The organism is Bacillus sp. S10(2024) (genome assembly GCF_050473865.1).
Classification (GTDB): Bacteria; Bacillota; Bacilli; order Bacillales; family Bacillaceae_G; genus Bacillus_A.
In genome coordinates this window covers 1,051,068-1,072,788 of sequence record NZ_JBFLUR010000002.1, presented here as the reverse complement: position 1 = coordinate 1,072,788, position 21,721 = coordinate 1,051,068, and the positions used below count along the sequence as shown (strand labels likewise).

18 protein-coding genes and 4 pseudogenes are annotated in these 21,721 nt (G+C 34.9%); 7 read left to right on the top strand and 15 right to left on the bottom strand.

Annotated features, from left to right (window positions below; all coding sequences use genetic code 11):
• Positions 1-292 precede the first annotated feature (292 nt).
• Positions 293-562 (bottom strand): DUF1292 domain-containing protein, encoded by a 270-nt coding sequence (locus tag AB1280_RS05580; protein WP_429755154.1) that lies wholly within the window; start codon positions 560-562, stop codon positions 293-295.
• Between the two features lie 553 nt (positions 563-1,115).
• Between AB1280_RS05580 and AB1280_RS05575 the strand changes: the two are divergent.
• Positions 1,116-1,561 (top strand): annotated as a pseudogene (locus AB1280_RS05575) (DinB family protein).
• A 288-nt stretch (positions 1,562-1,849) separates the two neighbouring features.
• On the opposite strand, the gene AB1280_RS05570 reads toward AB1280_RS05575, so the two are convergent.
• From AB1280_RS05570 to AB1280_RS05555, 4 genes are all read right to left on the bottom strand, one after another.
• On the bottom strand, positions 1,850-2,716 hold the full coding sequence (locus AB1280_RS05570; protein WP_429755153.1) for a DUF2785 domain-containing protein: 867 nt from the start codon (positions 2,714-2,716) through the stop codon (positions 1,850-1,852).
• Between the two features lie 225 nt (positions 2,717-2,941).
• Positions 2,942-3,877, bottom strand: coding sequence for an aminoglycoside phosphotransferase family protein (locus tag AB1280_RS05565; RefSeq protein WP_429755152.1), 936 nt, complete (start codon positions 3,875-3,877; stop codon positions 2,942-2,944).
• 77 nt (positions 3,878-3,954) lie between these two features.
• Positions 3,955-4,983 (bottom strand): DUF2332 domain-containing protein, encoded by a 1,029-nt coding sequence (locus AB1280_RS05560; RefSeq protein WP_429757284.1) that lies wholly within the window; start codon positions 4,981-4,983, stop codon positions 3,955-3,957.
• 188 nt (positions 4,984-5,171) lie between these two features.
• Positions 5,172-6,503, bottom strand: a complete 1,332-nt coding sequence (locus tag AB1280_RS05555) for a D-serine ammonia-lyase (protein ID WP_429755151.1) — start codon at positions 6,501-6,503, stop codon at positions 5,172-5,174.
• A 159-nt stretch (positions 6,504-6,662) separates the two neighbouring features.
• On the opposite strand from AB1280_RS05555, the gene AB1280_RS05550 reads away from it, so the two are divergent.
• The gene (locus AB1280_RS05550) at positions 6,663-7,217 is read left to right on the top strand and encodes a helix-turn-helix domain-containing protein (protein ID WP_429755150.1); all 555 of its coding nucleotides are present in this window, start codon (positions 6,663-6,665) and stop codon (positions 7,215-7,217) included.
• Positions 7,218-7,303: 86 nt separating this feature from the next.
• Here the strand turns inward: AB1280_RS05550 and AB1280_RS05545 are convergent, their stop codons facing one another.
• Complete coding sequence (locus AB1280_RS05545; protein ID WP_429755149.1) at positions 7,304-7,825, bottom strand: cysteine hydrolase family protein; 522 nt, start codon at positions 7,823-7,825, stop codon at positions 7,304-7,306.
• Entirely contained in the window at positions 7,800-8,369 is a 570-nt protein-coding gene (locus AB1280_RS05540; RefSeq protein ID WP_429755148.1) for a GNAT family N-acetyltransferase, read from the bottom strand. The genes AB1280_RS05545 and AB1280_RS05540 overlap by 26 nt, the downstream gene beginning before the upstream one ends.
• 245 nt (positions 8,370-8,614) lie before the next feature.
• Here AB1280_RS05540 and AB1280_RS05535 point away from each other — a divergent pair.
• The 4 genes and pseudogenes from AB1280_RS05535 to lsrF all read left to right on the top strand — a co-directional run.
• Positions 8,615-8,743 (top strand): annotated as a pseudogene (locus AB1280_RS05535) (sugar-binding transcriptional regulator); the annotation flags it as partial.
• Between the two features lie 42 nt (positions 8,744-8,785).
• A pseudogene (gene lsrK, locus AB1280_RS05530) lies at positions 8,786-10,355 on the top strand (autoinducer-2 kinase).
• Positions 10,356-10,379: 24 nt separating this feature from the next.
• The gene (locus AB1280_RS05525) at positions 10,380-10,736 is read left to right on the top strand and encodes a cupin domain-containing protein (RefSeq protein ID WP_272187613.1); all 357 of its coding nucleotides are present in this window, start codon (positions 10,380-10,382) and stop codon (positions 10,734-10,736) included.
• A 13-nt stretch (positions 10,737-10,749) separates the two neighbouring features.
• Positions 10,750-11,532: a 3-hydroxy-5-phosphonooxypentane-2,4-dione thiolase gene (gene lsrF, locus AB1280_RS05520; protein ID WP_429755147.1), complete on the top strand. Its 783-nt coding sequence runs from the start codon at positions 10,750-10,752 to the stop codon at positions 11,530-11,532.
• Between the two features lie 113 nt (positions 11,533-11,645).
• Here lsrF and AB1280_RS05515 read toward each other — a convergent pair whose 3' ends face one another.
• Both AB1280_RS05515 and AB1280_RS05510 read right to left on the bottom strand, forming a co-directional pair.
• Positions 11,646-11,840: a DUF4083 family protein gene (locus tag AB1280_RS05515; RefSeq protein ID WP_429755146.1), complete on the bottom strand. Its 195-nt coding sequence runs from the start codon at positions 11,838-11,840 to the stop codon at positions 11,646-11,648.
• 55 nt (positions 11,841-11,895) lie between these two features.
• On the bottom strand, positions 11,896-12,465 hold the full coding sequence (locus tag AB1280_RS05510; protein WP_429755145.1) for a DJ-1/PfpI family protein: 570 nt from the start codon (positions 12,463-12,465) through the stop codon (positions 11,896-11,898).
• A gap of 181 nt (positions 12,466-12,646) precedes the next feature.
• Here AB1280_RS05510 and AB1280_RS05505 point away from each other — a divergent pair, with 181 nt between their 5' ends.
• Positions 12,647-13,177 (top strand): GNAT family N-acetyltransferase, encoded by a 531-nt coding sequence (locus AB1280_RS05505; RefSeq protein WP_429755144.1) that lies wholly within the window; start codon positions 12,647-12,649, stop codon positions 13,175-13,177.
• Positions 13,178-13,508: 331 nt separating this feature from the next.
• On the opposite strand, the gene AB1280_RS05500 is transcribed toward AB1280_RS05505, so the two are convergent.
• The 6 genes and pseudogenes from AB1280_RS05500 to AB1280_RS05475 all read right to left on the bottom strand — a co-directional run bounded on the left by AB1280_RS05500 (position 13,509) and on the right by AB1280_RS05475 (position 21,279).
• The gene (locus AB1280_RS05500) at positions 13,509-14,006 is read right to left on the bottom strand and encodes an ACT domain-containing protein (RefSeq protein WP_429755143.1); all 498 of its coding nucleotides are present in this window, start codon (positions 14,004-14,006) and stop codon (positions 13,509-13,511) included.
• Between the two features lie 589 nt (positions 14,007-14,595).
• Positions 14,596-15,393: a phosphotransferase gene (locus tag AB1280_RS05495; protein ID WP_429755142.1), complete on the bottom strand. Its 798-nt coding sequence runs from the start codon at positions 15,391-15,393 to the stop codon at positions 14,596-14,598.
• Between the two features lie 905 nt (positions 15,394-16,298).
• Positions 16,299-16,796, bottom strand: a pseudogene (locus AB1280_RS05490) (transglycosylase SLT domain-containing protein).
• A gap of 36 nt (positions 16,797-16,832) precedes the next feature.
• On the bottom strand, positions 16,833-19,139 hold the full coding sequence (locus tag AB1280_RS05485; RefSeq protein WP_429755141.1) for a glycoside hydrolase: 2,307 nt from the start codon (positions 19,137-19,139) through the stop codon (positions 16,833-16,835).
• Between the two features lie 102 nt (positions 19,140-19,241).
• Positions 19,242-20,639: an ATP-binding protein gene (locus AB1280_RS05480; RefSeq protein WP_429755140.1), complete on the bottom strand. Its 1,398-nt coding sequence runs from the start codon at positions 20,637-20,639 to the stop codon at positions 19,242-19,244.
• Positions 20,632-21,279 carry a response regulator transcription factor gene (locus tag AB1280_RS05475; RefSeq protein ID WP_429755139.1) on the bottom strand — a complete coding sequence of 216 codons (648 nt, stop codon included), beginning with the start codon at positions 21,277-21,279 and terminating at the stop codon, positions 20,632-20,634. Before AB1280_RS05475 ends, AB1280_RS05480 begins: the two co-directional genes overlap by 8 nt.
• Between the last annotated feature and the right edge of the window lie 442 nt (positions 21,280-21,721).

Here is a 21,721-nt window from a genome sequence, read left to right as displayed (position 1 = left end):
ACAGGAACACTTGAAGTCTGAGGACTCAGTTAATCAGTTTTTTCACCAGTAAAAGCAAGAGTGCTCTGGATTAGAGCACTCTTATTTTTAGGGTATTATCAAAAACTATCTTTAAAAGAACCAAATTTATAAAATAAAAAAGACATTATCCTTTCCAATGATTCCTCTGAAAGAATAACGTCTTTTTCATTTTAGGGGGTACTTTGTCTTGTTAGCTTGATAGCGATGGGGCGGACATCTATATACAAAAACAGAGGGCAGATATGCATCCGCCTCTTGTGTCCAACCAATATTATTCTTGCTCGTCCATAATTTTCTCAAACGCAGCAGATACTTTTTCAAATTCCTCGTCACTCTCAATGTATGAGAATTCACTATCTTCTTCTACTTTTAAAAAGAAGATATCAATGTCTTCCTCTGTTTCCGTTTGAATGTCTTCTACAAAGCCAACAGCAATGTATTCTGCTCCTTCGATATTCATCGTTCCGAGCACTTCAACTTCCTGCTCCTCATTACTCTCATCGCTAAGGGTAAAAATTTCTCCTACTTCAATTTCCGACATATTCATTCTCCTCCTGTTGTAATCTAAAAAATAGAACGTTCAAATTGTATACTTACTAGTATATCTTTCCATAAAAAATCAAATTAATGCGCAAAGAACAATAATTTCTTTCTGCTTCAGCGTAAGAATCCAACTAAAAGAATATCATCTGTGAATATGAATGAATACATTTTGAGCTCTCGTCACATGCCCATCAACTTTAGAAATAGATTGCCCCTAAGACGAAAAAAATAAGTTAAACTCTCATAAATAACTGTCGAGATATAAATTTTTCGTTTTTGGGATATGTCAAGATCATATGACGGTAAAACGAGGATTTTATATGTTAAGGATATGCACGGTTTCATGCAGACTACGAAAACGGTTTAAACTGTCAATGCTATTTTGACAGGGCTGTATGAAATCTTGCATACAGTGAAGGTAAACAGAAGGATGGAAAACTCCTGGTATGAATGGGTTTCTGAGATTTGGCTACTGCTGATAACGGGGATTATGTTAAATAAAAGAGGAATGATGTTGAATGTTAGATGTTTTAAAGCAATAATACAGCTTTATTAGCTCTACCAGAGAAAGTTTATTTACATTTTTGGAAGAGAAAAGTTGCACAGTACAGTTCCGAATTTCGGAAGCGGTAATATTATTAGAACCCACATTCATGTAGCCGATTGCTATCGATACTGGCTTGGATCATTCGCATTTAACCAAAAGCGAGCAGATTTTTCGTTTGCTACTGATTATGAAATTGAGCATTCGGATGTAGAGAAAGTTCGCACTAGATTTGAGATAGTAGATGCAGTTGTACAACGTTTTTGGGATGAATTCAATGCTCGCTGGTTCGAAAATATAGCAAATGAAGTAAAATTGCAAAAAGAACCATGGAGTACGACTCCGCTATGGCTTTTAACCCATACCGAGACACACGAATTCCATCATAAAGGACAAATCGTATCAATAGCTCGTCACCTCGGATACCCCCCTCCTAACACAGACCTTGATTAATTCAATTATACAAAAAAGTGCTCCACTATAATTACCAATATCATTGATTATGTAAATGGAAAGTCCCTTCAGTACTTAAAGGGACTTTTAAAGTTTTTCGATACTTTGGTTTTATGTTAGCAAAAAGTGCTTTCATGTACAGAAATCAACTTTTTCAGTCTAATACTTTTTCCTATAGTCCAAAACATTTTTTAAAGAGACAACTGTATTATACACTTTGATTGCCCAGAAACCGGCAAATATGAAAGTTTAGTTTTTTATACTAATTAAAAATTAAAATCTATATATTTAGCTACTTACTAAAATTTTATCTATTCGAATAAACTTATTCAGTTTTTCTTCTGTCTCAAATAAAAGATCTGTAATGTCCTTCGTATCCTGCTGATGCATTAGTGAAAAATACAGGCATCTGATAAAATTCTTGGTGTTAATCCTGGCAATATACTGCTCTCTGCTGTATTCTGAGCTAATGCCTTTTTCCAGCCCCTCAATCCATTGGCATATGCTTTCCTTAGGAAGCAAAGCTTTCACTGCAATAAGGAAAACTACTCGTGTCATACGTTCGTCTTCTTCATTGCTTAAAATATACTTTCCGTTGCTTAAAACCCGCTGCAGCGAATCAAGAACCTTCAATCTAGTATTTTCATCGCTTTCTTTGCTGTGTACCAGCTCACACATAGCATCAGCTCCATGAGCCGCACCATGAGCCCATCCCTTAACATCCAAATATCCGCGCAAATCTTTTTCTTCGTTATAGTATCTTATTATGCTATCCTTGATCTTAATAAATTTGTCCATGGATAAGTATGTATTATTTCTATTCCAATATAAAAATACTTCCATGAGAAGCGCTGAAAAAGTCCTTGTGAATACAGTATCATCACCTTCATTTCCAATATGGAAGAAGAGATGTTTTTCATCTATGAGAGTATCAACGATCTCATTTAGCTCTTCATTACTGAAGTACTGTTTTTCACAAATCCACTGATAAAAAGTAGAGTATATTAAGTCGTCTCTTAAGATTGGATCAGTATCGCCTATATATTGGAGCATGAGGCGAGCGAAGCTCATTGCTTCTTCCGCGCTATTTAAATGATAGTTGTCCTCTGCTATCCTTTTTAAATCTACTATTAACTTTTCTCTTTCAACGTTCATATTCGTTCCTCCTTTTGGTCACAAACTAGCTAATCATACCCATTTCCATTTTTATTACCTTTTCAGCCATTTTAAAGTAATGGTCGTCATGGGTTATTTACAAATGTTAGGTGGGCAATATTTGACACTTACTTTGTTAATCCAATATTTCATTCAACCTCTACTACAATGTAATGAACCTAATAAGCATAAATTCCAAATCCCTCTTTCAATACACTTCATTTATCACTTTTCACAAAATAACATATGTGGTTCATACCATAAAGGTTTTACAACTTCAAATTCTTTATGATCTTCCAGTATATGATGCAGCCTTTCAATCATTTCATCTAATTGCTGTGGCGCAAAACGTAATGACCAGACTACTGATGAAAAGATAACCATTCCCGCGTAAATAGAATAAAGCATCCAAAAATCTTCAGGAATATTATCATTAAAATATCCTTGAATTTGCCCTATTGAAAATGGAATACTCTCATTTCTTTGAAATAAAGCTACTTTTACAAAATCATGAATTGGGTCTCCCCAATCAAAATTATTGAAATCAATTACCCCAGCATACCTATTATTGTCTACAATAATATTTTGCAAATGAAAATCATCATGTTGAAATCGATTCGGACGTCCTTTTAATAAATACTTATTTTTTTCAATAAAGTTCATAACCTTTTGATCATTTTCAATCTTTATTCCACTTTCCCTGTATGCATCAAGGTATCGATAATGCTTGTGCATTGCTTGCTCATACCAAGATTTGATATGAACAGGTGCCTCAAGCAAATGCATTTTAGATAACTGTTCTCCTGCTTCAATACCAATCTTGTATTGCTCTTGATCAGTAAGAACAGTTAATGTCTCTTTTACATCAACGCCCTCAATAAAAGAATAAATTGTGTAGCAAGAATTCAATTCGTCTAAAATTCCTATATCTATTGGCTTAGGAGATTTAACATGATATTCTTGCATTTTTTTCAATATTTGAAACTCCGTCTTTTTTCTTTCATACCCCTCTAAACTTCCGATTCTTAGTAAGAGTTTTTTATCATCAGAATAGACTACATACTTTTCATCTGGAGAATATCCTTTAGATGATCTTTCAATTCTACTAGCACAATGTAAGAAATCAATTTTTTCTTGAAGAAATTGAGGAACGTTCTCCATAGTTTACCTCCATTATGGATTTTTCAACTTTTGACGTAAATCATCAGTTTGGACAGTTCCTACCTCCTCCAAATATACTACCGCAAGTTCCAATGAAACCATCTACCATGTCCATCTGTCTCTCCAACCGTTTGATTGTACTCAACACCATCTAGATAATAATCAAGGTGCAGCTTTCGATCCCACATATTGTTGTAAAGATGGAAAATGTCTCGTTTACTTCCAATCATTTTTATTTTTTCTATCAGTTCATACTTAGTGTCTTCTGGTATTTGATTTGCAACGTGAGTATGAAAAATACAAATTGTAGTATCTTCCGGAAGGTTTTCTGCAACTTCTGAAAGTAATGCCACTCCATCGCCTTCTATAAGTTTTACTGGATTTTCAATTAAACATGTAGCTGCCTTTTCAAAAAGCGCTAACCTTTCTTCATGTTCGGGCCAAATAAGAGATTTTAACCACAAATAATCTTCAAAATTGTTTAAATCGCTAATATGTAAGTCTAATCCTACTTTTGAAGCTACTGGAGGACTAGGTAATAGAAATGATGGTGTATGATCTCCTTTTATTTCAGATGTTATATGGACATGTGAGGTTCTATCTCCATATATTCCGTTTGTCCCATATGAATAACTATACTTGTCCCATAACAATTGAAGACCAGCACTGGTTCCAATTTCTATTAATGATAACGGTTTCTTGACAACACTATAAATATAACAAAAAATTGGATACAGATACGCACAGCGTCTTACTTCGTTAGTCTGTACTAACTTACTCTTTAGGAGAGAAATTATTTCGTCTTTATACACTTGGCAAAAATCTTTAAAATGAAGAAAAGAATCATCAATTTCCCTTGGATTCTTCGTAATACTCGGGTAATACTCTTTTAAAACATGTTCATTTCCTTTTAGCAAAAGAAAATGAACCGCACCAAATAATAAATTAGGAACTGGCTGCCCTTCTCGAGAATTCATGCATAACGCTAGCAATTCATCATCCTCTGAAATTTTGATGGATAAATGCTCATATAATTCACTCGATCCTCTACATTCTAGTTTGGCGAAATTTTTAAATCGTTCAGATAGTTGAGTTGTATTCAAAATAATCCCCCTTATTTATCGTTAATTTTCTTAATTTTAAAAACAATTTGATTATAACCGAAACTGACTTTTTAGTAAATTTATCCTTATTATAGAAATATATGAAATCCAAAAGAAACTTATAAAAAACAAAAAGTACACCACTTTAGATAAGCGATGTACCCTTACATAATATATTAGAAAAAAATTTTTTATCCTTTTTGATAATATTCTTCCATAATTTGAGGCGGAACCATTCCTCCACCTGTTGCCCACATAATATGCGTTGCTTGTTTCATTTTCTCTTGCATTTGATTTTCTTGAATATACTGCTGTTGCTTAAAGAGTTGTACCGGCCCGTAAACACCTGCCAATGCTGACGGCTCTAATTTTATTCCTTCTGCATCAGCCATGGCCTTAAGTAATCGATATAACTCATCGTCACTAACTGTGTAACACCCGCTTAATAACGGCTCCATCACTTTCCCTACAAATCCTGATGCTCTTCCTACCGCAAGTCCGTCCGCATCCGTCACATTATCAATACCAAAATCTTGGACAGAGATTTCATCGTGCAGACCTGTCAGTAAACCAATTAACATACAAGGAGAATGTGTTGGCTCCGCAAAGAAGCAATGTACATGGTCACCAAACAATAATTTCAAACCGAATGCTACGCCGCCAGGTCCACCGCCGACACCACATGGTAAATAAACAAATAAAGGATGATCAGCATCAACAATAACGTTTTGATTTTGCAGTTGCTTTTGTATACGAGAAGCAGCTACAGCGTATCCAAGGAATAGATTTTTTGAATTCTCATCATCAACAAAATAACACATTGGATCCGCTTCTGCTTGCTTTCTTCCTTCCTCTACTGCCTTACTATAATCCGCCGCATATTCAATAACAGTAACATTTTTACTGCGAAGTAAATCTTTTTTCCACTGTTTTGCATCAGCAGACATATGAACCGTCACATTAAATCCTAATTTAGCACTCATAATGCCGATACTAAGTCCTAAATTCCCCGTTGAACCTACTGCGATTGAATATTTCGAAAAGAACGCGCGGAATGTATCACTATCTAAAATAGAATAATCATCTTGTTTATTTAATAAATGATGTTTCAAAGCTAAATCTTCTGCATGTTTCAGAACTTCATAAATCCCGCCTCTTGCTTTAATAGACCCTGATATCGGTAGATGACTATCACATTTTAGCAATACATTACCTTCGATATGCTGATTATACTCTTGTTCTAGATGTTGTTTCATAGAAGAAATTTCAACTAAAGGAGATTCAATAATTCCACCTGTATCTTTCGTTTCAGGAAAAGCTTTCGCAATATAAGGCGCAAAACGCTTTAACCTTTCCTCCGCATCCATTACATCATCTTTAGTAAGAGGAGCTTTTTTCATTCCTGTTTCAAATTCTTCTTTATTCGGATTCACCCAAAATACTTCCTTTGTCAAAACAAGTTGATTTAATAAAGGATGCTTTTCTTTTAACATTTGTATAGCTTCGCCGTCATACTTCTTCATTCGAATATTCTCCCTTCTTCATTCCTACTATATTATCATTTCAAAATTAAAATTTATTTATTATAATTAAAATAAATTTAACACATAAACATAATTAATTAAATATAAATTAATAAATTTTAATTTAATTTAACAAGAATGGATAAAAGGAGCATTAGCATGAATGATATAAATGTTGGAGAGAAAATAGCAGAATACCGAAAAGCACAAGGATTAAGTAGCCGGGAGCTGGCGACACTCGTCAATATCACTCCTTCTATGTTAAGTCAAATTGAAAAGGGATCCGCAAACCCATCACTGCAAACTCTTAAGTTAATATCTGCAGCATTAAACATCCCTATGTTTAATTTCTTTTTGGAAAATACAAATGCTCAAAGTTTAGTTGTTAGAGCTGACCAGCGAAAAAAAATTACTTTTCCTGAAAGCGAAAGCTTATCATACGAGTTACTATCTCCCGATTTAAGCGGAGCACTCGAGCTTGCTCTTATGACTTTATTGCCGCAATCCGCTTCTTCCGAAAAACCGCTGGAACATAAAGGGGAGGAAATTGCATTTGTTTTAGAAGGAACTGTTACCCTATCTTTAAATCAAGAAACATTAACCTTACACAAAGGCGATAGTGTTAAAATTCCCTCTTACATGAAACACAAATGGGAAAATCCATATAAAAAGAAAGCAGTAGTGATTTTTGCAATTACGCCTCCTACTTTTTAAAACTAGTAAATAAGCCAGCATTTCGAGGGATTCCTCCTAAAAATGCTGGCTTAACTACCATGAAACAAAAATACAATGAACTTTCTCTAAATCAGTTTTATTTCTTTTACATCGACTATATCCGCAAACCAATCTAATACTTTGTTATGATGACGAATGATCTCCTCAGCTCGTAGTTGCTCTGAATCAAACGTACTATGCGCTCCTTGAATCAACGTTACTTTATACCCTTCACTAAACGCACGACGAACAGTTGTATCGACGCAATATTCCGTTTGCAATCCACAAATAAAAAGATGTTCTATTCCTTTTTCTTGCAAAACTTCAAGAAGATTCGTCTCATAAAAAGAATCCGGTGTTTCTTTTTCTACAATAATCTCATTTGGCATTGGAGCAATTTTAGAATGAACGCGCCAACCTGCTGTTCCTTTTTCTAGTGGATGACCTTTAGAACCATTATGCTGAACATAAATAATTGGAATATCATGCGTACGACATTTTCGAATGACTTCCTGTAAATTTTGCAATAAGTCAGAGCCATTATGTACAGGAATACCTGCTGAATACATTCCTTCTTGCACGTCAATGACTATAAGTGCTTGTTTCATTAACAAACTCTCCCTCCGTTTTATATTCCATCATCCAACAATCCTCCAATACCCCTTCATGCAATTCATGTTCTTTTAACACTTTCACTTTTTGAAACCCACACTTCTCATAGCAACCAATTGCTCTTTCATTACTTACTCTTGGATCCATCGCAATTGCGACTGCTCCAAACTCATTCATAATATATGTAATTGCAGCTTGTATAAGTTCTGTACCAATTCCCTGATTCCAGTACGCTGTTTCTCCGATAAATTGATCCATCCCCCACACATTTTCTCTCTCATCATATCCGTATAGCGCTTTCCATTCTGGATCTAAAGGATACATTTGTATATAACCAATAGATTGGTTTTGATATTCTACAATACACCTTTTCTCTCCCAAACCACTTATATAACGCTCTCGAACTTGCTGTGGTGATTGCGGTTTGTCTCGTCCTTCATAAAAGCGTAAAACTTCAGGGTTTGATAGCCAGTTTGATAATGTTTGAACATCATTTTCTGTTACGTATCGAATGGATAGGTTTTCTTTTTCAAATATCATATAGTTCTTCCCCCTCTTGCAACATTACTGTATTCAACTTTTAATGGAATAACCCCTTCCTTTGAAAGGAAGGGGTTTGAAGAATCATCTTAGTTCAGCATTGAGTGTAATATTTTTTCAAACTCTATTTTTTCTCTACCTGTTTTATAGCATTATCTTTTTCTTCATATCTAAAGTTTATTATTCTCAAGTAAATTCCATCTGCTAACGGTATAAATAAAAATTCATGTACATATGTTGAAGAGATGGAAAACATGACACAACTGAACATTGAAGAAAATTTGTTAACGAAAACAGTTTACTATTATTATAAAAAACAACTTACCCCACAAAAAAATGCTTCCTTGCTACATATATATAGAAATAACGTTGTCGTTTACTAGAGAAGATACGGGACTGAAGGAGCGTGAAATATAATGACTGCTCTATTAGCTTATGATGCTGGAACTGGTAGTATCCGAGCTGTCTTATTTGATTTACAAGGGAATCAACTTGCTGTTAGTCAACGAGAATGGGTTCACATAGAAAACTCAAGATACCCAGGTTCAATGGATTTTGATGTAAAGGAAAACTGGAAGCTTATTCAAGACTGTACAAATGATGTACTACTAACAAGTGGAATCCCTTCTTCTTCTATTCAAGGAATTAGTGCAACAAGCATGCGTGAAGGATTTGTTTTATATGACAAGGATGGTACTGAAATTTGGGCGTGTGCCAATGTTGATAACCGTGCGGCAGCTGAGGTTACACAACTTAAACAAATACACCCTCGCCTTGAACATGATATATATACCGTATCAGGGCAAACGTTCGCTTTAGGTGCATTACCAAGGTTACTGTGGATTACGAAACACCAACCAGAGATTTATGAAAAAGTCCATTCTATTTCTATGTTAAATGATTGGATTTTATATAAACTGTGCGGCGTATTACAAGTTGACCCTTCCAATGGATGTACAACGGGAATTTTCAATTTTCAATTTACAAAATAGAAATTGGGCTCCAGAATTAGCAGCCCAATGTAGACTCTCCTCTATACCCTCACCACAAATAAATGAAGCAGGAACTATTATTGGAAACGTAACAAAACAATGCGCAGCAGAAACTGGATTATTCGAGGGAACGCCTGTTGTTACTGGAGGCGGAGATACGCAAATGGCTTCTCTCGGTTCTGGAGTTGTCAAAAGCGGGCAAACTTTCATTTGCGGCGGAAGTTTTTGGCAACAAGAAGTAAACGTAAGCAATCCTGTACTAGATCCAAACGCTCGCATTCGTGTAAATTGTCACGTTCTTCCTGCTCTTTGGCAATACGAAACAATTGCCTTTTTTCCCGGTCTTGTTATGCGCTGGTTTCGCGATGCTTTCTGTCAAGAAGAAAAACAACAAGCAAAAGAACTAGGTATCGATGCTTACGAATTATTAGAAGAACAAGCAAAACATGTCCCAGTTGGATCGCACGGTATCATTCCGATTTTTTCTAATGTCATGAACTATATTTCTTGGCGCCATGCGTCTCCCTCTTTTTTAAATTTAAGTTTAGATTCTAAAAAATGCGGGAAGAAAGAAATATTTCGAGCTATTGAAGAAAATGCTGCTTTCGTGACATATGGGAATTTAAAGTTAATTGAAGAATTAACTGGTCAATTTCCGAAAGAAGTAGTCTTTGCCGGAGGGGCATCAAAGGGAAAATTATGGTGCCAAATTGTAGCTGATGTATTAGGTCTTCCTGTAAAAGTACCAGTGGTCAAAGAAGCAGCCGCTTTAGGAACAGCGATTGTAGCAGGGATTGGCACCGGTATTTATCATTCAATGGAGTCTATTTCTGAACAATTTGTAAAATGGGAAACTACTTATATACCGAACAACGAAAACCATAAACAATACCAAAAACTATACAAAAACTGGAGTAATGTATATCAGCAGCAACTCCAATTAGCTGATCAAGGCTATACTTCTCATATGTGGATTGCACCTGGCGCTCTATAAATTGTTACACAAGGAGTGAAAAGCATGTTAAAAGTAAATGAAGAAGATTTCTCCTACCGCTTCGGTGATAGTGGACCAAAATATTTAGTAAAGGGCCCTAATATTGATATAGGTGTTGTTGTCATTAAACCAGGACAAGATTTTCAAAACCACTATCATACAACTTGTGAAGAAATTTTCTATGCATTAGAAGGTGAGATAGATTTCTATATAAATCACGTAAAGGTACCTATTAAACAAGGTGACGTCTTACAAGTTCAACCTCATGAATCTCACTATCTCATCAACCGTTCTTCACAAAATTTTAAAGCTCTCTTTATTAAATCACCTCATTTGCAAGAAAAAGATACTGTGCAAACAAAAAATCCAAACTGTAATTAAGGAGTGATACCCTATGACTTGGGGATTTCAAAATCGCCTAAATACTATTTTGCCTGATGGAAAAGCAGTTATGTTAGCAATTGACCACGGTTACTTCTTAGGACCAATACATGGATTGGAACAACCTCATGAAACGGTAAAAAACCTTCTTCCATACACAGACTCCCTTTTTTTAACGAGAGGCGTTCTTCATTCTTGTATACCAGAAGATTGTAAAACTCCTATGGTTCTTCGTGTATCTGGCGGGGCTACTGTAGTTGGAAAAGATCTTTCGAATGAAACAATTGTTACTCCAATAAAAGAAGCTTTGCGTCATAACGTGGCTGGAGTTGGCGTATCTGTCTTTGTTGGCTCTGATTATGAAACACAAACTGTAACAAACCTTGCGAATGTTGTATCTGAAGCGCACGATTATGGTTTACCTGTACTTGGAATTACTGCGGTAGCAAAAGAACTGCAAAAACGACAAGCACGTTTTTTAGCGTTAGCTTCACGCGTATGTGTTGAAATGGGGGCTGATATCATTAAAACGTATTATTGTGAAGGCTTTGAAAAAATAACAAGTACATGTCCAGCTCCAGTAGTTATTGCAGGGGGACCAAAGTTAGACACAATTGAAGCAGTGCTTACAATTACATACAATGCACTGCAAGAAGGTGCAGTAGGTGTTGATATGGGGCGAAATATTTGGCAATCTGAACATCCGATCGCAATGATTCAATCTATTCATAGTATCGTAAAAAATGGATTAAATGTAAAAGAAGCCCTAGAATTATATAATACTATTATAAGTTAACCATTCAGACAGCATTTATGTTCACGATATAAGAACAAGTAATTTGCTTTATCCAAATCACTTGTTCTTTTCTAATTTCATATATTTTCTTACTTGTTATATCAAGCATGTTGTTAATTTTTCTCTTTCTCTTCCAACATCTCAATTAATCTATCTAATTTCTTCTCAATTTCAACTAATGGAGTGCTTTGACTAGATTGATTGACGAGTCTTGAGCGTATAAACGCACCGAGCGAAATAAAAAATACCAGTATTAAAGCGAAGAAAAGAATAGTAAACATGATATTTATAATTGAAAAGTGGTCCAACATCCTATCCCCCTATTTCTTCTTTATTGAAATTCTCTTTAAAAAGATTCTTAAGTTAAGAGGTTATCCCCTTACAAAACCTTAATGTTGAATCTAACTTTTCTTTCTCTTTCAGCAAGTCCATTAATTGACAAACAGCTACTGCAAACTCTGCAAATGCAGTACCCTTTGCAGTAATTATTGTATTTTCTACCTCAATATCTGCTCCCGTATATATCGATGTTTCAAATAGGGATTTGTTATTCTCATATGTATGCTGAAGACACGTAAATCTTCTACCGTTAAGTATCCCTGCCTTCCCCAACAAAATAGCGGAAGCGCATATAGAAGCAATGGGAATTTTTAAGTTAAAAGCGTTCATTAGCATCTTACTAACAATTGCCTCATCTAATATTTTATGAATACCATCTCCTCCAGAAATAAGAATTAGATCAAATTCATTTAGTTTAATTTCAGATAAAGAAGCTTCAACTTGGGTCCATAACCCACCAATACTTTCTACTGGGTTACCATCTACGGAGACAGTAGTAATTTTCGCTTTACCCATTTTTCTAAGTAAAAATAGTACATGAGCTATTTCAAAATCAGCATATTCTGGATAAGCAAGAAACAATACCCTTTTCATACAATAATCCTACTCCTTTACACTTATGATTCGATTACTTATAAAACCTTAAACATTCCTATCCGATACTTTCAGAATAAATTGCGAAATTTTTCACCACCAAATTGTTAGAATAATCAATATAAAATATTGTATAATAAAAGAAGTAATGAAAATCTACTATAATCGGACGGTGTTATATATGAATGAGAATCTTACCATACAAGAATACTCTTCTGACTATCAATCTCAAATTTTAGATTTAATTCTCTCCATTCAACAAGATGAATATAATATGCCTATTTCAAAAGAGGATCAACCTGACTTACTTAAGATAGAAAGCGTTTACCAATCTGGAAACGGTAACTTTTGGATAGCACTTTATCAAGGAGAAGTTGTAGGAACTATCGCCCTTTTAGATATTGGCAATCATCAAGTAGCATTGAGAAAAATGTTTGTAAAAAAAGAGTATAGAGGAAAAATATTTCAAGCAGCTAGTCTTTTATTACATAATGCGATTGCATGGGCAAAGACAAAAGAAGTGAAAGAAATATACTTAGGAACGACATTACAGTTTGTAGCGGCCCACAGGTTTTACGAGAAGCATCATTTTGAAAATATAGAAATTGATACATTACCTACAAATTTCCCTGTCATGCAAGTAGATAAAAAATTTTATAAATACATTGTTCATAATTTACCAATTCATTCACCTACTTTACCGTTTCACTAAAAAAATGTTTTAGACTGTTTAAAAATGGTTGTAGACTGAAAAATTATTTTCTATATATGAAAGCATCTTTTGTTAAAATAAAACCAATGTATCACAAAAGATTTAAAAGTCTCTTCAGAAGACCTGAAAAGACTTCCGTTCGCATAATTAGTGGTATCGGATGTTACATTATAAATAGTCTTTTAGTTCAAGATGATTTCATTACTTCTTCTAAAATCTTATTTACAAACTCACTTTTACATTCCGTATAACTCACTCGATCATTTACTATATTTGCTAATTCCTTTTTTATGAGCATCGTAACTTTATTTCAAATCCACAGTAATATCTTTTAACAAGGCACAGCACTTAGTTTATCTTTATTGATTTTCCTACAAAATCTGTTCAATTCATTGAAAGCTTCACATAATGCATTCACTGCTACCTTTCTATCTTCTTCTTTTATCAGAACCCAAATCGTCTTATGACTATCAGCTGCTTGTAGGATTTTCACACCTTTTTTCCATAAAGCTGAACTGAATTGTGCTACGATTCCTGGCACCCCAGAAAATTCAGCTGCCCCTTCTATGGTTACCTTAATACACCCTGGATTGATTTCAGGAATATAGTCTAACTGTTCGATAATTGTAATTGCCTTTGTTAATTTTTCATTCTCTACAGAAAATAAGACTTCCTCTATAGATATGTGTACAAAATCAACCTTAATTTTTTCTTTAACAATCTGATCAAATATCGGCATTGGGAACATAGTATCTATTTCTCTTTTCTTTACCTTTATTTGATTTATTGGTGAGCTACAAAAAATATTTGTATTAAATATTTCACTCATAATCATAATCTCCCATCTTTAAAACCATTCATTTTTCCAACCTTTATACTCTTTATATTTTTCAGAACATTACTTCTTATTTTAAATCAAAAGAATAGCCCGGTAAATCCAAAATTTGTATTTTCTAATCACTAAAAATAACATTAAAAATAAGACTGTCCTATAATTCAGTGTAACTGAGGTCTCGCCGACAAAATGTGATATTCATACGCTATGACATGTATTAGAATGTGAAACTGTAAATTCCTTACGCTAAAGGATATATCAAGCGAAAATGAACGTTTTTTAGTGACTCTGAGTGGTGCTTTTATATTCCGCTTCTTAAATCGATTTTTTATAACCAAAAGCTAATTCAAAAACAAATTACTAAAACCGTAATATTTCAACGTTTTAGATTATATTCATTTACAATGTTTGTTTTAACTTATACTAAGCAAATTTCAACATAAAATAAGCCGCTTTTTCTACTCCAAGAAAAAAAGCGGCTTATTTATTACATATTAGTGTGTAATTAGAAGTGATTATGAGGGTTCTTAGATGTTTTGGAATGTATATATGATGGTAGGATTATCCAAAAGAAACTATGAATTTAAATCCACTCTTTTCCGTGTTCGCGAATAAATCGAAGTTCCTCTTCATAATGATCATAATGTCCTTCTTCGACCATTTTTCGAAACGCTATATCGCCTTCTTTAGCTTTCCTTTGTATGGTTTTACATAATCCTTCTACTCGTAGCAATACCATTTCTAAAAAACCTTTTTCTATTCCCTCCATACCATAGGAATCAAAAAACAATTTAACCCTTTGTTTGATTCGCTCAGCATCCTTTAACGAATCATAATAAATAGCTTCGCCTGCTTCCGTATGATAAAGCCTACTTAAAGGAACGCAAGTGTAAAGCGTATAGGCGATATCCCAAAGTCTTGGACCAGGAGCAGCCAAATCAAAATCAATCACCCCTACTGGTTTTTCGCGATTAAAGATAATGTTATAGATAGCAAAATCATTATGGCACATCACCTCAAATGGCTGCGGGGTGTTATCAATGGGTTGCCAACATTCTTCCACTGAAAAATCACTCACCGCATCATGATAGAGACGAAGCATTTTTGCGATCTCTTTTAAAGTCTCATCCGACCACATGTATTTTTTTAACGGATAATTGCCAGATTCTCCTTCGATAAAGGATAAAATCTCTCTGCCTTTTTCATCAATACCTAAAAACTTTGGCACACCGTTTAAGCCTTTGTTTTCAAGGTGTTTTAGCAATGTATGAATTTTAACACTATCAGGCTTTAATTCTCGTCGAACCGTATCTCCCAAACGATATACATTGGAGACATTCCCTCCTGTTAGTGCTTCTTCTTTTTCGTACTGATTTTTCATTAAAATTCCCCCATTTAGGGACTCTATGATTGTGTCAATAGAGATGTATTTTTACCCATAAATAAAAGCAGATATACAAAGGTATCTGCTCGGCAATGGGAATTTAATTGTCCACACCATGTATCCCTTGAATGATTTAAGATAGACAAATAAACGCATCCTTAAGAACTAAGGACCGCCACTGTCTCTATCCAATTAAATAATCATTTCAAGGTATTCCACATATGTACAGATTCCCCTTTCTTTACATCTCTAAATTAGATATTACCAGGGAATTCCAACCAAGAAAAGACTTTTGTATAAAGTTTTTAAATTATTTTGCTATTTAGTTGAAAAAATCAAAAAAGACCACTCAACAACATTATAAGAATCTACACTTAAGCTTGTCCTCATGATCCAAAAAATAGGAAAAGAATCCTTTCTTCTGTTCCATTTTCTGTTCTTCTTGTCTCTCTTTCAAGGTCGTTTTCAAACTCTCGATGAGCAGTCGATCACGTGTTGCCAAGTTTTCAAATAGGAGTATCTCCCTATCACCATCAAGTTAAAAAGAACAGGTTACCCCAAAACAAAAAAACGAGCAAAATGCACAAAATTTTCATAATGAGGGTATTAGGTGATCTTAAGTTGATGGGCATGTATGGTTATTTAATCTTCTGAAGTGGCTGCGTTTATTTTTTCGATGATTTTGTCTTGTATCGATTCACCAATATCAGTAAAAAAGTTTACCTTTTTAGTTACAGACCAAATATGGAGTCTGTGTAGCAATGGAACCAAATCACGCAATAAACATTAGCGGACATTAATTACATATGTTTTAAAGAAAGACCCTCCCAAATGGGAAGATCTCCTGACTTTATAAATGAGTTTTTACATTGACTGCCAAAATACATAAACGCCTACAAGTTTTAGCTGGAAGTTATAGCAAAGAATGCTTCCGCCAATCTCTTATTGTATTTTATATTTTCATCTGTCCATTTTGTTCCTAAGTTACCGGGCCAGCCCGAAGTATTTGCGACGTACCTAAGGAGTTCCAATTCTTCTAATCCTTGTTTTATTCCTTTTCTATATGAATCTGCCATATGAGACATCGCGATTTTTGTGTTTACTTCTGAATCTTTCAGTACTTCATCAGTCAAGTTGGAAGGAGCCAATCCACCTCAATGCAATTGAAACAGCCCAAATGATGTACTGTCGTCCCCTACAGTATTCGGATTAAATTCGCTCTCGTGTTGAGCAATGGAAAGTGGAATCCATGGCGGTATATCATACTGCTTTGCTATATGAGTAATTGTCTCTTTTACTTTCCGCACTTCCTGCTTATGCGTATACTCTTCATAGATTGCACGGAAAGCCATTATAACCGCAATGATTAGGACCAGAACTGACACCACAATCCTTTTCATTGATATCTTCCTCTCCTTGCACAAACAAAAATCATTCTAGTATTTCGATGTACCCCATACTTTTTTGGAATGCCCATCATATATAACAGCTGTTTTTCCTTTTATCTCCTCGCCCTTATATTTAAACGATTTGTTTGAAAAATTCACAATGATTTTCATATCCTCTCCGAACTCCGTACATTGAACTAAACGATCTTCAGAAAGAATCTTAAAGTTTGTCATTGGTTTTGTCACTGCTTTTTGATGAAAATCAGACCAGATGTTTACATAGGAAACGATCATATCCTTATTGGTACTCCAAGTATCTTTGTCGATATGGTATATCGGTGGAACATTGTATAATAACTCGGACAGCATTCTGTTTCCAACTTCATCTTTGATTTTCAAGCTTCCCCATTCCCAATGATGCGTCGTAATCACCGAATCATTGTATATAAGCTTATAAAGAGGGATAGAATATACTGGATCTAGATAAATGTGTTGGTACAACGGTTTGATTGGCACAGTCTTGCTGTAACGTTCAGGTGTTGCACCATTTGACGACCAATAGTCGCCTACATAGTATGGACTCGTTTTATTCTTTCTCATATCCTCATCATCCCATTTAATTACAGGTGTTTCAATACCATGTGCGAAAGCAATATCATTGCTTGCAAAATCATTACCACCTTCTGAACCAACTACCATATGTTTTTCTTTTCCAATATAGTCCATTCTTTGCAACCTTGCCTTCAAATCCTGTGCTTGCGTTGTAATATGGCCTGGAGAATAATCATCATATATTTCACCCGTCGCATCACAATCTACAAACCAAGAATTGAATGGAATACCATTCTGTAAAATACTACCTGTACGTTGCTTCACACTAGGTAACGATAGAGTCGGATTCAGTTTTCTTCCTTTTCCTAAGAAACCTTTTACTTTTTCTCCATTCTTATTTGTAATGGTCGCCTTTTCATATAAACTCTTATCTTCAAAAGAAGCAGTGTTCCAATCTTTGCTTGCATTCTCCTGAATAGAGTGATAAGAATCATAAGGACCAATAAGATAGCCTAAATCATTTGCCTCCTTCACCATACTTGGGTTCATTAAACCGTTTGACCAGTTTGGCAAACCAATCCAAGCATGTTTGATTCCCGACTGATGCATGTCCTCAATCAAATTAGTAGAATCCTGTTCGCCCCACTGCTTGATGTCATCTGCTGCATCCGTAAGCTTACTTTTTAGTAGTAGTTTATTGAGTGTATACAGTTCTTGTTCACTTAAATGAGAAATTCCTTTCTCCAATAATTTTTTCGATTCGATATCCGTATTCGGGAATATTGCATTATTATAGAACTGATCTAGTTTCAGTACTTTATTAAACGAACGAATAATTACATTTTTTTGATATTTATCAATATAGTCTTGTTTATTCAATTCACTAATAGCTGCTTCAAACTCAGTGGAGCCGTCTTCTGTCTGCTTCAGCAATTGTTCCATCCAAGCGATAAACGATTCATCCAGTTTACTCTTCAACTGATTCCAATGAATATTCTCCACTGTAATCGCATTTTCATTCCATAAATATATATGAGGAGCACCGTACAGCTTTTTGATGTTCGGATTTCCTTTCGCTTTCTCCGTAAGTGTTTTGAACTCTCCTTTCTCCTTTATATAGTTTTTATATACTTGCGCGATTTGAGTAGGATTGGAATCTGTCACATATAATCTGAAATCATACTCCTTGTTCTTGTTAATGGACGGAAACTGATGGATGAAGCTAAATTGTATATGATCATCCGTATGGAAGTGGATGGTATCGTTAAACATATTGTCCGCAATATATACAATCGAATATTTAGACTTATCCAATGAAAAGAACCTCATTGAAAAATCTTCGATAAAAGAAAATTCTTCATCCTTCAAAAACTCTTTCCAATACGAATCATCAGCTGGTATTCGCTTACCTTCCCATAGGGGTAAAGTATAGCTGTTTGCACTTACTTTTGGCCATTCGAATTGTTTTGCTCCATCTGATTTCAGCGTAATATCCAAATAACATTTCTTTTTCTCTACCTTGATTTCCATCTTATCGTCTGGATAGCTCCACGACATCAGGCGGTCTGTCTTTTTTACATCCGCAACCTTTTTCTTTGGAAAAGGAAGAGAAGCACTCTCCTTTACACCGTCCTTCTCCACAACAATTTCACCCGTTTCTGGTGTAACATCAAATGAAAAATCGCTGTATGGAAAGCTTTGTTTCTCATTTACCTTCTTATTTTTATCCTTTGCACAATACGCAGCGAGTGGTGTAATAAGCAATGAAATAGAAATAATCGCATAAAAAATGGTCTTTTTCATCTTGTAAACCTCCTTCTGTCACTTACTATAAGCCCACATTGTGACACCAATATTACAAACTCGGTGAAATAACAAAAAAAGCAGCTACCCATTCACATATGGCTAGCTGCTTTTTTTATCGGAAGAGACACTCTTCGGAAAACAAATATAAAATTGAATGATGTCTTCACATAGGGACACACCGTAATCAAATTGATGGCGGTTCAGAATAGACTGAACAATCGTTAATCCTAGACCGGTGCCAGATCTATCTTTGCTTCGTGAAGATTCAGTCACATAAAAAGGTTCCCAAATGTTCCTAATTTCAATTTCTTTCATATTCGTACCGTTCTCCACTATGAAAAGAATTCTATCCTCCTTTTCTTCAAATCGTATATCAATTTTCTTATTTTGCGTGTACTTGATGGCATTACTAAGCAGATTGTTTAGCACCTTCTCAATCTTGCCGCGGTCTGCTGTAATGCATAATGGCTTATCTTCCTGTTGGATTGAAAGATGAATTTCTTTGAGCTGGATTTCAATTTCATGCTTCGCCAAACAATGTTGAAACAAAGCTAGCAAATCAAGTGGCTCCTTGTACAATTCTTCCCGCTCTATCCTTGAAAATTCGAGTAATTCGTCTATCAACGCAGATATATTATCCGTTTGCTTCAATATTGTTTGAACATACGTGCCGTCATCTAGGCCATCCTGAATGCCTAAGGAATATGCTTTAATTAAAGATAGGGGTGTTTTTAGCTCATGCGTAATATCTGACATGAACAGTTTTAAGTTTTTGTTTTTTCTATTTAAATCCTCATGCGCTGCTTTCAACGCATCACTCATCACATTAATACTATTGGCTAGATCTTCGATTTCATCATTTGTTTGTATATCAGTTTTTTTGAAATCCAGCATGGCGATATTTTTAGAAATATCTGTCAGCTTCTGTAAAGGGCTTGTAATTTTCCGCGACCATATCCATACCAATACAACGAGAACAAAAATAGCAAAAATGAGGACATACAGGTTAAACGTATTAATGATATAGGCTGTTTCATTAAAATGTACGATAGATTCACCTACCATTATAAATACGCCCTCCTTTACCGTATAACTTGTCAAAAAACTCGACTTCAGCTTCCCTTGATCGTATAGCTTATTTACAAGGGTTCCGCTTTTCACGTTCTGCAATGTTTCCTTCGTAACCCAAAACTTATTCAATGTCAGCCCCTTTTTTGCCAGCTGTTCACGCAGCGACCAATTGAAACTTGCCTCATCATTACTAATTGGCTCATATACAATCGTCAAGTTATGCTCTTTCTCCAGGTCTGCCATGGAATTTATAAAATCGTTGTATCCCATTGATGTAATTTCTTTTGAAATGGCATTCAAATCCTGTTTCACTCTGTGTACATAATAGTAGGGCAGAAAATAGTTGGTAATCAACATAGAGAACGTAAAAATGCAAATAATACAAATAGAAATGGTAAAAGCAAATTTTCTCCCAAGTCTATTCATGTCCTTTCTCCATGCTATATCCCATTCCCCTATGTGTCTTAATTAAATCCGTACCTATTTTTTCTCTCAATCGTCTCACATGGGTATCTACCGTTCGCTCTTCACCGAAATAATCAATCCCCCATACAAGATCCAGTAAATCCTTGCGTGACAAAATACTGCCTTGATTCCGCAAAAAACAGCTCATAAGCTCAAACTCTTTCTTCGTCAATTCTAAATCTTCATCATCTTTATAAACTTTCTTCGCCTGCATATCAACTTTAATATTGTGTACATATATGACTTTATCCTCTTTCAGCAGTTTTTTCGCCCGCGTTAGCAAAATACCTGGGTGAAACGGCTTTTTCACATAATCATCCGCACCCGTGTTTAGTGCCATCAGCTCGTCTTCATGCTCGCTTTTCGCTGTCAGCATCAATACCTTTGCATCGCTGTGCTTCTTCACTTCTTTACACACATTAAGCCCGTTAACATAGGGCATCATCCAATCCAAAATCACTAAATCAATTTTCGTTCCGTAAAATATATTGAGGGCCTGCTCTCCATCTTCAGCTAGAAACACATGATAACCTTCTCGCTCAAAATAAGCTTTTAAAATCCGCAGCATATCCTTTTCATCGTCTACAATCAGTACGCTCATATTTCCTCCATCAATAATTTATTCTTATAATTTTGTTCAGAATTCTAAAAAAATAATTTTCGTAAGTTCATCACCAAAAGACGGAGGTGACATATAGATAGATGTACACTCCACTCCGAGTTGCCACTCTCCGTTCCGTGTATGAAAAATGAGTCATTTTCAAAAAATCAACCCCATGTTACGGTGATGAACCAAAAATTACATTTCTTATTACCTCTTATACCAACTAATACTTCTTATATAAAATTTCTCCGTTGCTACACACCCTCCATTTTTCTAAATGAGTCATATAAATCGTTTTCTTTTTACCTTTTTCCAAAAGATAATTTTAAAATCCATAGCACTCTCTATCACCTTTTTTCATCGTGAACTCTCCGATATTGATTTCTCTTTCTATCGATTATAATTAAAAAGTGAAGCAGAATACATATTCTGTGTCATT

What these genes read in the sequence shown, in the direction of transcription:
- AB1280_RS05570 (WP_429755153.1), bottom strand. Translation starts at nt 2,716, where the DNA reads ATGAACGTTGAAAGAGAAAAGTTAATAGTAGATTTAAAAAGGATAGCA.
- AB1280_RS05510 (WP_429755145.1), bottom strand. Translation starts at nt 12,465, where the DNA reads ATGAAAAGGGTATTGTTTCTTGCTTATCCAGAATATGCTGATTTTGAA.
- AB1280_RS05540 (WP_429755148.1), bottom strand. Translation starts at nt 8,369, where the DNA reads ATGATATTTGAAAAAGAAAACCTATCCATTCGATACGTAACAGAAAAT.
- AB1280_RS05475 (WP_429755139.1), bottom strand. Translation starts at nt 21,279, where the DNA reads ATGAGCGTACTGATTGTAGACGATGAAAAGGATATGCTGCGGATTTTA.
- AB1280_RS05500 (WP_429755143.1), bottom strand. Translation starts at nt 14,006, where the DNA reads ATGAGTGAAATATTTAATACAAATATTTTTTGTAGCTCACCAATAAAT.
- AB1280_RS05565 (WP_429755152.1), bottom strand. Translation starts at nt 3,877, where the DNA reads ATGGAGAACGTTCCTCAATTTCTTCAAGAAAAAATTGATTTCTTACAT.
- AB1280_RS05485 (WP_429755141.1), bottom strand. Translation starts at nt 19,139, where the DNA reads ATGAAAAAGACCATTTTTTATGCGATTATTTCTATTTCATTGCTTATT.
- AB1280_RS05525 (WP_272187613.1), top strand. Translation starts at nt 10,380, where the DNA reads ATGTTAAAAGTAAATGAAGAAGATTTCTCCTACCGCTTCGGTGATAGT.
- AB1280_RS05550 (WP_429755150.1), top strand. Translation starts at nt 6,663, where the DNA reads ATGAATGATATAAATGTTGGAGAGAAAATAGCAGAATACCGAAAAGCA.
- AB1280_RS05580 (WP_429755154.1), bottom strand. Translation starts at nt 562, where the DNA reads ATGTCGGAAATTGAAGTAGGAGAAATTTTTACCCTTAGCGATGAGAGT.
- AB1280_RS05555 (WP_429755151.1), bottom strand. Translation starts at nt 6,503, where the DNA reads ATGAAGAAGTATGACGGCGAAGCTATACAAATGTTAAAAGAAAAGCAT.
- AB1280_RS05545 (WP_429755149.1), bottom strand. Translation starts at nt 7,825, where the DNA reads ATGAAACAAGCACTTATAGTCATTGACGTGCAAGAAGGAATGTATTCA.
- AB1280_RS05495 (WP_429755142.1), bottom strand. Translation starts at nt 15,393, where the DNA reads ATGAAAAATCAGTACGAAAAAGAAGAAGCACTAACAGGAGGGAATGTC.
- AB1280_RS05505 (WP_429755144.1), top strand. Translation starts at nt 12,647, where the DNA reads ATGAATGAGAATCTTACCATACAAGAATACTCTTCTGACTATCAATCT.
- AB1280_RS05480 (WP_429755140.1), bottom strand. Translation starts at nt 20,639, where the DNA reads ATGAATAGACTTGGGAGAAAATTTGCTTTTACCATTTCTATTTGTATT.
- lsrF (WP_429755147.1), top strand. Translation starts at nt 10,750, where the DNA reads ATGACTTGGGGATTTCAAAATCGCCTAAATACTATTTTGCCTGATGGA.